The sequence below is a fragment of the Chryseobacterium sp. CFS2 genome, from assembly GCF_036543225.1.
Classification (GTDB): Bacteria; Bacteroidota; Bacteroidia; order Flavobacteriales; family Weeksellaceae; genus Chryseobacterium; species Chryseobacterium culicis_A.
On the sequence record NZ_JAZHQU010000008.1, the window covers coordinates 249,976 to 262,821 of the forward strand.

The 12,846-nt window shown below is 35.2% G+C and carries 12 protein-coding genes; 7 read left to right on the forward strand and 5 right to left on the reverse strand.

Annotation, left to right across the window (positions count from 1 at the left end):
* Positions 1–26: 26 nt before the first annotated feature.
* The 3 genes from uvrB (at position 27) to ODR02_RS18845 (ending at position 4,240) form a co-directional block, all read left to right on the forward strand.
* On the forward strand, positions 27–2,018 hold the full coding sequence (gene uvrB, locus ODR02_RS18835; protein ID WP_209786632.1) for an excinuclease ABC subunit UvrB: 1,992 nt from the start codon (positions 27–29) through the stop codon (positions 2,016–2,018).
* Positions 2,019–2,312: 294 nt separating this feature from the next.
* A complete protein-coding gene (locus tag ODR02_RS18840; protein ID WP_309513046.1) occupies positions 2,313–3,650 on the forward strand; it encodes a hypothetical protein in 1,338 nt (445 codons plus the stop codon).
* A 20-nt stretch (positions 3,651–3,670) separates the two neighbouring features.
* Entirely contained in the window at positions 3,671–4,240 is a 570-nt protein-coding gene (locus ODR02_RS18845; protein ID WP_209786630.1) for a hypothetical protein, read from the forward strand.
* Positions 4,241–4,430: 190 nt separating this feature from the next.
* Here ODR02_RS18845 and ODR02_RS18850 read toward each other — a convergent pair whose 3' ends face one another.
* The 4 genes from ODR02_RS18850 to ODR02_RS18865 all read right to left on the reverse strand — a co-directional run bounded on the left by ODR02_RS18850 (position 4,431) and on the right by ODR02_RS18865 (position 7,298).
* On the reverse strand, positions 4,431–4,658 hold the full coding sequence (locus ODR02_RS18850; protein WP_309513051.1) for a DUF3820 family protein: 228 nt from the start codon (positions 4,656–4,658) through the stop codon (positions 4,431–4,433).
* Between the two features lie 19 nt (positions 4,659–4,677).
* The gene (locus tag ODR02_RS18855; RefSeq protein ID WP_309513047.1) at positions 4,678–5,757 is read right to left on the reverse strand and encodes an AI-2E family transporter; all 1,080 of its coding nucleotides are present in this window, start codon (positions 5,755–5,757) and stop codon (positions 4,678–4,680) included.
* A 14-nt stretch (positions 5,758–5,771) separates the two neighbouring features.
* Complete coding sequence (locus ODR02_RS18860; RefSeq protein ID WP_209786628.1) at positions 5,772–6,500, reverse strand: beta-carotene 15,15'-monooxygenase; 729 nt, start codon at positions 6,498–6,500, stop codon at positions 5,772–5,774.
* A 72-nt stretch (positions 6,501–6,572) separates the two neighbouring features.
* On the reverse strand, positions 6,573–7,298 hold the full coding sequence (locus tag ODR02_RS18865) for a hypothetical protein (RefSeq protein ID WP_245169805.1): 726 nt from the start codon (positions 7,296–7,298) through the stop codon (positions 6,573–6,575).
* A 44-nt stretch (positions 7,299–7,342) separates the two neighbouring features.
* On the opposite strand from ODR02_RS18865, the gene ODR02_RS18870 reads away from it, so the two are divergent.
* Both ODR02_RS18870 and ODR02_RS18875 read left to right on the forward strand, forming a co-directional pair.
* On the forward strand, positions 7,343–8,320 hold the full coding sequence (locus ODR02_RS18870) for an aminodeoxychorismate synthase component I (RefSeq protein WP_309513048.1): 978 nt from the start codon (positions 7,343–7,345) through the stop codon (positions 8,318–8,320).
* Positions 8,304–8,930, forward strand: a complete 627-nt coding sequence (locus tag ODR02_RS18875; RefSeq protein ID WP_105684018.1) for an aminotransferase class IV — start codon at positions 8,304–8,306, stop codon at positions 8,928–8,930. Before ODR02_RS18870 ends, ODR02_RS18875 begins: the two co-directional genes overlap by 17 nt.
* Positions 8,931–8,932: 2 nt before the next feature.
* Here ODR02_RS18875 and menD read toward each other — a convergent pair whose 3' ends face one another.
* Complete coding sequence (menD, locus tag ODR02_RS18880) at positions 8,933–10,603, reverse strand: 2-succinyl-5-enolpyruvyl-6-hydroxy-3-cyclohexene-1-carboxylic-acid synthase (protein WP_209786626.1); 1,671 nt, start codon at positions 10,601–10,603, stop codon at positions 8,933–8,935.
* An 84-nt stretch (positions 10,604–10,687) separates the two neighbouring features.
* On the opposite strand from menD, the gene ODR02_RS18885 reads away from it, so the two are divergent.
* Both ODR02_RS18885 and ODR02_RS18890 read left to right on the forward strand, forming a co-directional pair.
* A complete protein-coding gene (locus ODR02_RS18885) occupies positions 10,688–11,638 on the forward strand; it encodes an isopenicillin N synthase family dioxygenase (RefSeq protein WP_309513049.1) in 951 nt (316 codons plus the stop codon).
* A gap of 360 nt (positions 11,639–11,998) precedes the next feature.
* Complete coding sequence (locus ODR02_RS18890) at positions 11,999–12,160, forward strand: bacteriocin-like protein (protein ID WP_165791697.1); 162 nt, start codon at positions 11,999–12,001, stop codon at positions 12,158–12,160.
* Positions 12,161–12,846: the final 686 nt, after the last annotated feature.

A 12,846-nucleotide genomic window follows, 5' to 3' on the forward strand; every position in this document is an offset into this window, starting at 1 on the left:
TATTTTTGTTGTATACATTCTTTTCTATGGATTTTAAGCTTCAATCAGAATATAAACCTACAGGAGATCAGCCTCAAGCTATTGAAAAACTTACCGAAGGAATAGAGATCGGTGAAAAATATCAGACGCTTCTTGGGGTAACAGGTTCCGGAAAAACCTTTACGGTTGCAAATGTTGTACAAAATGTTCAGCGTCCGACATTAGTCCTGGCACACAATAAAACACTGGCAGCACAGCTTTTTATGGAATTTAAAGAATTCTTCCCGGAAAATGCGGTGGAATACTTTGTCAGTTACTATGATTACTACCAGCCAGAGGCCTATATTGCCACAACAGGAACTTACATTGAAAAAGATTTGAGTATCAATGAAGAGGTAGAAAAATTACGTCTTTCCGCTACGGCCAGTCTTCTTTCAGGGAGAAGAGACGTTTTGATTGTAGCCTCCGTTTCATGTATTTATGGTATCGGAAATCCCACAGAATTTCATAAATCTTTAATTTCCATAGCGATTGGTGAGAAGGTCACAAGAACCGCACTTCTTCACTCATTAGTAAACGCACTCTATGCCAGAACATTAAACGAGTTCCAAAGAGGGACATTCCGAGTGAAGGGAGATGTAATTGATGTTTTTCCTGCCTATACTGATAATGCCATCAGAATTCAGTTTTTTGGAGATGAAATTGAAAAAATCCAAAGCTTTGATCCTGTAACGGGGAATGTAGAAGACAATTTTGATCAGATACAAATTTACCCTGCCAATCTTTTTGTAACCTCAAAGGAGACCTTAAACGGCGCCATTAAAGACATTCAGGATGATATGGTAAAACAGGTTGATTTCTTTAGCTCTGTTGGAAAACCATTAGAAGCCAAGCGACTTCAGGAAAGAACCGAATTGGATCTTGAAATGATTAAAGAGCTGGGCTATTGTTCAGGAATTGAGAACTATTCGAGATACCTGGATGGCCGTCTTCCGGGAACAAGACCTTTCTGCCTGATTGACTATTTTCCTAAAGACTTTTTGATGGTTATTGATGAGAGCCACGTCACAGTTCCACAGGTTCATGCCATGTATGGTGGTGACCGAAGCAGAAAAGAAGCATTAGTGGAATATGGTTTCAGACTTCCGGCTGCTATGGACAACAGACCTTTAAAATTTGAAGAATTTGAGGCCATTCAGAATCAGGTAATATATGTATCTGCAACTCCTGCAGATTATGAGCTTGAGAGAACCGGAGGCGCTTATATAGAGCAGATTATCCGTCCAACAGGACTTCTTGACCCTATTATTGAAGTAAGACCTACCATCAACCAGATTGATGATCTGATGGAAGAAATCCATAAAAGATCTGATGCTGATGAAAGAGTACTGGTAACCACTTTAACGAAGAAAATGGCTGAAGAACTTACGAAATACTTTACCAAATTCGGGATCAGAACACGATATATTCACTCTGATGTTGAAACACTGGAACGTATTCAGATCATGCAGGATCTTCGTTTAGGGCTTTTTGATGTATTAATTGGAGTCAATCTATTAAGAGAAGGACTGGATCTACCAGAAGTTTCATTAGTAGCCATTCTTGACGCGGATAAAGAGGGAATGCTCAGAAGCAGAAGATCAATGATACAAACCGTAGGGCGTGCCGCAAGGAATGTAAACGGAAAAGCGATCATGTATGCAGACAAAATCACCAAATCAATGCAGGCTACATTGGATGAAACCGAATACCGTCGTGCAAAACAAATGAAGTACAATGACGATCACGGCCTGAAGCCAAAAGCATTAAATAAAAAGATTTCTGAGAACCTGGTAGGGAGAAGCAAAGATTTCCCCGATGAAAAATATACCCAAAAAGAAATTCTTCAGAAAGTTGCTGAAACAAAAGCCAGTTACGCAAGTGAAGATATTGAGAAAATGATTGCCCAGAAACAGAAAGAGATGGAAGCTGCCGCAAAAAATCTTGATTTTATAAAAGCAGCCAAACTGAGAGATGAAATTGCAGCCTTAAAAGCTTAAACAACTGATAATAAAAAATTTCGGCGGCATCTTCAATGCCGCCGAAACTATATAAAATAGTATATTTTAATTTTTATAATCCATTCCTTACCCGTTACTCTGATGAGAGTCAAAAGATCCATCAATCCGTTTAATTTTATTTAATACGAGATTGAGAACTAAAATAATACGACACGTTTTGTCGCTCCACATATATAAATTTACGGAAAGATATTTCAAAATATAGGGAAAACTACATGTTATCAAATGAAGAATATTTATATATTAGCCAACTTAAAAAATTAAAACAAATCGATGAACAAAAAATTTATTTTGCGGTTACTGTTACGAGTAACAGTGTCTCTGTTTTTTTTCAATTCTTGTAGAACCGATGAAGCTATACAGGAAGAAAAAAGAACTGAAAGAGAAAAAATCGAAGCATTTAGTAGGTTTGAGAGCAATCTAGACTCTCAAAAACACACACAAAAGAACTCTGAATACATCAGTTATCATGAGCCATTTAAGGAAATTATTCAGACATTCATGAACAATAATCCTGTTTTCACTCAGAAATTCCAGAATGAAGTAGGAGAAATCTATTTTAATCTTAGAAGTATTACTTACGGAGAAACAACAAAAGGAATTGCCTACCCAATCATAAAAGACGGCTCAGTTAATGCAGTATTGGTAGGATTGGTGACTCCCAAAAGAGATTGGGTTAATTTTATAGTATTGAAAAATAATTCACCCGAAGTACAGAGTATGATTTCAAATTTTCAAAACGTTTATCATTCACCTTCAATAGTATCAAGAGGTGGACAGCCTGAGCAAACAGAAGATATACTACCCGTCATAATTACTGTTTATGGAGACATTACTGGACCTGTTAATCATTATTACCAACCTTATGTAGATTACGGAAGCAATGGTGGCGGAATGAGCGGCGGATCTGAGACCTATGGAGGTTCAGGTGGTGGAAGCCAAACACAAAACCCTCAGGACCCTAAGAATCCTTGTGAAAAGACTACTGGTATAATAACCAATACTACTGTCAAAGCAAAAATTGATGAACTTAAAGCACAATCTACTTTAGGTGGTGAAAAAGGAGTAAAATTTAAAGTAGACGGAACACCTTCTGAGATAATACCTGGCCTGGCACACAGTGTAAATTTCAAGGATAAAACAGGTTATGCAGGAGGTTATCATAATCATACTCCAACAGGAATACCTATGTTATCGCCAAATGATATTGACCAGCTTTTAGGCTTTGCAAGAGCACAACCAACTTCCAATCCTGCAAATGTAAATAATGCATATGTTGGAATGGTTGCTCCAAATGGTATGCATTATGTTATTTGGTTTAATGGAACTTATGAGAATGCTGTAACAAATTTTTCCCAGGAAGATTTGAATAAATATAAAAAAAAATATATAGAATTGGAGTCTAATTTAACAGATGAAGCAAAAAATGGAATGACTTATATGAATGGTGATGGGACAATTAATAATTTAGGAGTAGAAAAACTTTTTTTTGAAACATTAAAGGATATGGGATTGGAAGGAAAAGTTAATTTACAAAGAATAGAAAATGATGGTACTGTAAAAAATATTAATCTGAATGCCAATAATCAGCCAATCTCAAGTACTTGCTAATAGTAAATCAAATATAGAATATGAAAACAAATATCAAAGCCACAATACTTTTTAGTTTTTTTATAAGCCTTTTATCTTGTAAAGCACAAATACTACCGTTGAATACAAGTATTACAGATATCCCTCTCAATTCCCATGTAAAAGATACTAATAATGAACTTACTCCATACATAGGAATTTATAGAACTAATTTTCAGGGAAATGAAATTACTCTTTATATAACAAAGGAAGAAAGCAAGTTGATGGATTACGGTAACCAAAAATTTTATAGAGATGCTTTAGTAATAAAATATATTGTTAAAAACTCAACAGGTACAATTTTACAGGATACAAAAAATAATAATATTCCCAATATCGAATTGTATAGTATTGGCACAAAATCCTATCAAAATTCCGTTATAATGAGCTATAGCGGTACTAATTGTGGTGTCGGATGGGGGAAAATAATTCTAAAAAAGATAAATTCTACACAGCTTTCATGGGAATATCGACCTAATGATATTATCCTTGATGATAGTAAGTGTCCTCCTGGAACAGATATTAATATTTATCTTCCTGAAACAAAAGGTTTAATTTTTACGAAACAGTAATCACGCTTAATACCTTTAAATAAAAAATGATTGGCTTTACCGCAGATAGGTAAAGCCAATCATTTACATTTTATAGCTAATTCAACAGTTTGCTATGCGAGCTAATTCCGATAAGTTATGTCTAATTCAATTAAATATATGCCGTTTCATCTTCAATACGCCAAAAACTAAGATTGATATATTTTAATTTTTACAATCCATTCCTTACTGCTGCTCTGATAGGAACCAACAAATCCATAAGTCCATTTAGTTTGATCTCATAAACCGTTGAAAGCTGCATTCCCAGTTTTCCCTTTGGCATTCCGTTTTTATTGAACCATTCCAGGTAGCTGATCGGAAGATCAATAAGAACCGTTCCTTCATACTTACCAAAAGGCATTTTCATTACACAGATTTCTTTTAATATTTCGGGATTCAGTCCTTCCACTTTTATATAATTAAATTAATTTTTCTTTAATATCATCCTCACCGGGTAATTCAAGATCCGGAGGGGTTTCTTCATCCGAAAATTCATTTCTGTATACCTGAACCAGGAGAAGTGTCAATGAGATCAGAATAGGTCCGAAAATAAGCCCCATGAAGCCAAACAGATTCATTCCCATGATGATTCCGAATACGGTATTCAGTGGGTGAATATTCTCAAGTTTCTTTAAAAGGGTAAAACGAAGCAGATTATCAGTAAGCCCTACCACCACAAGACAATAGACTGCCAAACCAATTCCTTGCCCGGTATTGCCTTCTGCAATCATAAAGATACACACCGGAACATAGATAATAGCCGTTCCTACTACAGGAATCACAGAAGCAGCAGCAGTTAATGCAAAAAGCAATATTGCTCCCGGTGCTCCAAAAATAAGATATCCTATAAGGGCAACTATTCCCTGGCCTACTGCCACTACCGGAATTCCGATAGCATTTGCCATGATCAACTTTCTCATTTTATCGCCAATTAAAGAAATGTTGGATCTCTTCAACGGTGCGGAAGAAGTCAGGATCTTTTCAAAGAGTCTCGGCCTTTCCAGCATAAAATAAAGAATGAAATACATGGACATCACTACGGTAAGGGTATTGAATGTACCACTGACTGCTGATGTAGAAAATTTTCCTACATTATCTTTAAGCTTTGCCATATTCTCCTTACTCAGAATATCAAATCCTGTTTTAGAGAAAATATAAGAATGGATTTTATCCAGGAAAATATTGAACTTGGCCATATAAGCCTGAGCATTTCCCAGTTTATCAATAATCAGATCAGCAATAAAATAGATAGGAAGAATAAGAACAATAAGACTCGCCAACATAAGCACAAAAGCGGCCAGTGACGGTTTCCATTTTTTTTCTTCCTGCAGATAAAAATTATACTTTCTGCAGACTACATAAATGGTAATTGCTCCCAGAACTGAGGGAATAAACAATGCCAGATTGAAACAGATCAACCCTGCCAATACCAGAATAATGGCCAGCAATGACATCTGCTTTATTGCAACACTGCTTATTTGTTTGTCCTTATTCATCATGTATTTTTATATTTTTATTTGCTGAACATAATTTGTCTTGGTTTTCCTAAGAAAGCACAATAGGTGGAGTACATTACAATCATAATAAACGGAGCCGTCAGAATCACTCCTATTCCACAAAGGATCACTCCGGCGATAGAAATCAGAAATCCTAAAAATCCTGTTAATAAGAAAATTCCATAGTTTTCTTTAGCAATATTGAAAGACTTCGATAAAGCGTCTGTAGCTGAAGCATTCTCGAATAACAGAATCGGATATCCTATCAAAAGGAAAGGATACACAAAAATGATAGGTAAAACACACAATGCCAATGCAATTGAGGAAATAATACCGGAAAGAAGACTGTAGATCAGTATATTTACAAAATTCTGACGGTATCCGATGAAAAGGTCGGAAAACTCAATTGGATTTTTGGTATTGTATTTATTCACCATGTAGATCAGTCCTACATATAAAGGAGATAACAAAAGTCCGAAAAGGCTGGAAGCTCCCATATACAAAGGAAGTCCCGGAGCACTCCAATAATTAAAATCGCCATCTGAGGATTTCATTTCTTCAACCATTGAAGCAGAATCAAATCCGGTAAGCATTTGAATAAGAGATCCTCCAATCAGGTAAATGATCATTGCTACGATTCCGTAACCGAAAACACCTTTATACATTTCAAAGGCATGAGAAATAATTGATCCCGTATCTCTGTTAGGCACAGAGCCTTGCTGATCAAATTCGTTAAATTCAGACATAGTTTAAATATTTAATGATTTTACCAAATTTACTTTTTTTTAGTAAAAAATCATATTAAACACGAATGAATTTTAACTTTTCTCAGAAAAGACAGTTTTATACAATGAATAAATCATGGCATTCCAAAAAGGAAAAGTAAATAATCCTCCAACAAAAAACAGGGCAAAGCCTAAATACTTAAATATAAAAGCAACGATTACACATACTGTTATTTCCAGAAAATACATTCTGAGTGCTTTAAAATTAAGAGAAATCGATTCAAAGATTCTTTTATTGGTAAAAAACATCAATGGAGCAACAAACACAGTTACCATCACCCAAACGATTCCAAGAATAATGGTCTGGGCAGCATTGATATAAATGAAAAACCAGAAAATATAATATCCTATGTACTTAAAAAAGTTAAGTCCATTGTATCCTACCAGTAAATCTCTCAGTTCCAGCTTTTCCTTAAGATCAATTTTTCTGTAAATCTGATAAAACCCGATATTGAGAGGATAAAGAAAAATCATAGTTCCCACAATCATCAGAGAAAAATTCTGAAATTCCGGAGTAGAAACCATTTTACTATATTGTGTGGCATAAGCCTGCATCCCATCTTTAAGATACTTGCTGGTTTCCATATACTGGCTCAAAATATTATATTTCAGATCTGCAGCGAAAAACACCGTCAGGAAAATTCCAAAATAAAAAATGGAAAACATCAACTGAAAAACGAGTGTTTTATTCCAATAAAAAAATGCCTGCTTCAATATAAAATCTAGTCCCGGTTTCTGAGGATATTTATTCTGCATCATAAAAAATTTATGCAAAAGTAAACATCAATAAGTATTTTTGCAGAATGTTTTCAGTGAATCATCAAAAATTTATGGAAATGGACGAGCTTTCCCTTCAGAAGGTTCCCTATTTTTTCGTCATCGACTTTCTCGCAGAGAATGTTGAAATATACCAGGAACATGAAATTGAAAAAGAGGGTTTAATTATTGATTTCAAAGAACTTACAGAACCAAAAGAACCCCATACACTAGACAAAAACGTAATATGGAAGTCATTTCCTGAGACACTGGAAAGCTTTAAAATAGGCTTTAACAAGGTTCAGAAAAATATTCGTTTAGGAAACTCTTATTTAGTAAATTATACTAGAAAAACAAAGATAGAGACCAATTTAACCTTAGAAGAAATTTTTTACCATTCAAATGCGAAGTACAAAGTTTTTTATAAAGATTTTTTTGTATTTTTTTCTCCTGAAACTTTTGTAAAGATTATTGATGGTAAAATTCTAACTTATCCCATGAAAGGTACAATTGATGCTTCTATTGAAAATGCAGCAGAAATTCTAAAAAATGATAAGAAAGAAAAGGCAGAACATTACACGGTAGTAGATTTGCTCCGAAATGATCTGAGCATGGTAGCTGATGATGTAAAGGTAGATCAGTTTCAGCATATTGATTTTATCAAAACCCAGCAGAAGGATCTGTATGCCATGAGTTCTGAGATTTCAGGAACAATAAAGCCTGAATTTGACGGAAAAGTAGGAAGTATTATGCAGAAGCTTCTTCCTGCGGGCTCTATTTTAGGAGCTCCAAAACCTAAAACACTGGAAATAATTCTGGATGCGGAAGGATATGACAGAGGGTATTACACAGGAGTTTGTGGCTGGTTTGACGGTCAAAATGTTGACAGCTGTGTAATGATACGCTTTATTGAAAAAGAAGGAGATCAACTTTATTTCAAAAGCGGAGGCGGTATAACGCACATGAGTAAGTTAGAAGACGAGTATCAGGAAATGAAAAATAAAATCTATGTCCCAATTCATTGAAAGCATTAAAGTAGAAGATCAGGAGGTTTTTCTATTGGATCTACATCAGAAACGTGTCAATCAAACATTTTCCCATTTCGGGAAGGAAGACTCTATCGATCTGGCCAAGATCTATAAAAACCTGCAGCATGATGAGGATGGTCTTTTCAAACTAAGAATTGCCTATGACCTTGATAAAAGAATCAGGACACAGATGATTCCTTATGCTATTCCTGAAATACAGGATTTCAAGCTGGTAGAAAACAACAGCTTTGATTATTCATTTAAATTTGAAGACCGAAAAGAGTTGGATAAGATGAAAATGAAAGCAAAAGCTGAAGAAATCATCATTGTCAAAAACAATCATATCACTGACACCTCTTTTTCCAACCTCTTGTTTTTAAAAGGAAAAGATTGGTTTACCCCTTCTACCTATCTGTTGAACGGAGTACAGAGACAGCATCTTTTAAAGCATAAAAAGATCAAAGAAACGGAGATTACTTTACAGAATATAAAGCAATTCACCCATTTCCAGATCATTAATGCGTTGAATGATTTTGATGATATGTTTATCTACCCTATCGACAGGATTATCAACCTGCCGGGGAATGAGGAATATCTTGATCTTTAACCTTATTTCATAAATTCAAAATACGACTTCAGTACATCTGCGCTATTCTTCCCGTGAGTATTTACTTCCAGGATTTTTGGCTGTGCATCAGGTTTGAAGAAATTCTCAAGAACCCTGTCCAGCGTAAGCTCGTCCTCTACCCGAATATAGGAGAATCCGAAATGTTTCGCCAGATATTCTGCATTCTTACGGTGTTTTGTAGCAATAAATTCATCCAGCGTATTCGGGTTGGCATTACCAGGCCCCGGAATGATTTTAAAGATGTTTCCTTCACCGTTATTGAAGATCATAATTCTTACAAATGGTGGAATATATTGATTCCAAAGACCATTGATGTCATAAAAGAAACTTAAATCTCCTGTGATCAGCAACGTAGGATTTTCATTTTTGATAGCAAATCCCATTGCCGTAGAAGTAGAACCGTCAATACCGCTTGTTCCTCTGTTACAATATATTTTTCTCTTTCCAAAATCAAACAGCTGTGCATATCTGATTCCGGAGGAGTTGCTGATATGAATATTATAGTTTTCAGGAATCGTTTGTGATGCCTTATTGAAGAAATAAAAATCTGAAAAATCAATTGTATTCAAAAACTGTTCATGCTTGGCATCTTTTTTATCCCTTAAAACATCCCAAAGATTAAAATAAGGTCTCGGCTCCAGATTGATAAATTTCAGCAGTTTTGAGAAGAATACTTCAGGCTTAACTTCTATCTTTTCTGTGAGGGAGAAATAAGTATCAGGCTGCCACACTTCATCCAGATGCCAATGTTGCTTCGGGTGGGCTTTTCTCAGGAATTGTTTTACCTTTTTGGAAACCACATTCTGTCCTATCGTAATCAACAGATCAGGGGCATAGGTTTTATAATCTTCTTCCGTAAAATTGAAAATATAACGGTCTATATGTTTGAAGAACTTCTCGTGATGTAAATTTGAGTTGGCTTCACTTAATACAACAACAGAATGATTTTTTACCAATTGAGTCAACTGATTTTCCAATTCCGGACTGTAATCTCTCGTTCCCACCAACAGTAAAATTCTTTGTGAGGTATGCCATTCTGCAATCAGATTGGATGGAATTTCATACTCTCTATGTTTGATTGTTTTTTCAACAGTAGGAAAAGTAGGAAGCTCAGATACCAGCTCATATAAAGGTTCTTCTAAAGGAATATTAATATGTACCGGGCCTTGTTTCTCAAAACAAAGCTCAATTGCTTTTTTAATGATATCGAAATTAATATCTTCTGCATTTTCTTTGCTGTCTTCCAAAAGCTGAAAGTCACCATAGGAATGCTGATGAAAAACATCCTTCTGTCTAATCGTCTGCCCATCAAAAATATCAACAAAATCAGTAGGTCGGTCTGCCGTCAATACCAAAAGGGGAACATTCTGGTAAAAAGCTTCAGTCACTGCAGGATAGTAATTAACTACTGCTGATCCGCTGGTACAGGTAATCGCTACAGGTTTTTTCTCGCTTTTTGCCATTCCCATTGCCACGAAAGCAGCACTTCTTTCGTCTACAATACTGTAACAGTTGAAACTATCTACCTCTGAAAAATGAATGGCCAAAGGAGCATTTCTTGACCCCGGAGAAATTACGATATCTGCAATTCCGTACTGCTGAAGAAGATGTGCAAGTATTTGGATACTTCTCTTAGAAGAATATTTTTTCATACAGCAAATTTAACTTATAAATAATGATTTTAAAATCATTTAATTTAAAAAAAATGTAATTTTGCTGTTCGTAAATTTCTAAAAATGGATAAAATACCTAGTGTAGACCTGCGTGATTTCCTTTCGGACAACCCGGAACGCAAACAGAAATTTGTAAATGAAATCGGAAAAGCTTATGAAGAAATTGGTTTTGTAGCCTTAAAAGGCCACTTTCTTGATGACAACCTAGTGGATGATTTGTATGGAGAGGTAAAAAACTTTTTTGAACAACCAGTGGAAACGAAACAGAAGTATGAGATTCCAGGAATTGGTGGACAGAGAGGTTATGTAGGATTCGGTAAAGAAACTGCAAAAGGTTTCAAAAAAGGAGACTTAAAAGAATTTTGGCATTTCGGACAGTATCTGTCTGAGGATTCAAAATACAAAACTGAGTATCCAGACAATGTAATCGTTGATGAACTTCCAAAATTCAACGAAGTAGGTAAAGAGGCATTCCAGATGCTTGAGAAAACAGGGCAGTATGTGTTAAGAGCTTTAGCATTACACCTTGGGTTAAATGAGTTTTATTTTGATGATAAAATCGCAGAAGGAAATTCTATTTTAAGACCTATTCACTATCCGCCAATCACCGAAGAACCAGATGATGCGGTAAGAGCTGCTGCTCATGGAGACATTAACCTTATTACCCTTTTAATGGGAGCACAAGGTAAAGGTCTTCAGGTTCAGAACCACAACGGAGAATGGATTGATGCCATTGCAGAGCCAGATGAACTGATGATCAATGTTGGTGATATGCTTTCAAGACACACGAACAACAAATTGAAATCTACCATCCACAGAGTGGTAAACCCGCCAAGAGAAATGTGGAGTACTTCAAGATATTCAATTCCTTTCTTTATGCATCCTATCAGTGCAATGTCTTTAAATGCACTTGAGAACTGTGTAGATGAAAACAATCCAAAATTATACGAAGATACAACTGCCGGAGAATTCCTGCATGAAAGATTGATCGAACTGGGATTGATTAAAAAATAAGAAAAGAATGGGCTGTTTCAAAATTGAGACAGCCCATTTTATTTAAATCTGAACTGGCCTTTTTGCCCTATTTTATTACACTATAAAATTCAGTAGTTTCTTAGGCTGCCTGAAACTATTCAAAAACAGATATAAGCATCACAACAATCTCCTTTCAGTCTATTTCTTCAACAATACGTATTTTCTATTCAAACTTTTATTAGATGTTTCATCACCCAGATCTTTAGTTTTTTCTCGCGCTGTAAGCTTTTCGGGTTGTATTATTTTAAACTACATTAAATTTTTATTTTCATAAACACTATTTAATTAAAAATATTTTAGCTAATTTTACTTTAACTACAAATTTTTAATTAAAACGATATGAAAAATTTAAAAAAACTACAAAAAGGCCAATTAAAAAACATTTCTGGAGGTGCTAATCTTCCTGAAACAGATTTCTGTATGTACTATTGCAATGGAACCATTGTATGTGCTACCTGCAGTGATGATTTTAAATGCCCGGACACAAACAGTGATATGTAAGATTGAAAGTCCCAATATCATAAATAAGAACCGTTTCTTTACGAAGCGGTTTTTTTATTTCTTCTGGATTAAGATAAGGCAGGTTCTGAGGATTTATATATATTTTCCATACCAGATAAGCTTCCAAGGATAATAAGCCTTATATGAGCGTAAATAATCAGCGTATAAATAATGAACACTTCCTCTTGATTAAATAAAGAAGTTTAATAAATTTAAGTCGTGATATTTCAGGAGCTGTATCCCGCTATTCATTCATACTCCTCGCGCCTGCACACTCCCACGCTCAGACCGACCCACTCGCCAATCCAAGCTGCGGGGTAACCATTGCTATCGGGGCTAGGAGGACATTAATGATGAATGATAAGTTAAATTATGAGTTGTGGGATCCGATTTAAGAATGATCAGTTTTATATCGTGAGATTTAATAGTTCCAATTATGTCATTCCGTAGGAATCTAGCCAGATTTATTAGAGTCTAAAGAATTCAAAGGACAAACTACAGAATTTTAAATGGATTGTTTAGGCTCCTACGGAGTGACAATAGTGTTGGGTAGAGATGAGTAATAGGTAATAATAGCATACGTTGGATATTACTTATTACTCATTGCTGATTACTCATTATTGATTATTTATGTTGGGTTGGGATTTGTCAGGGTAAGCAGGTAGCTATGGGTATAGTATATAACA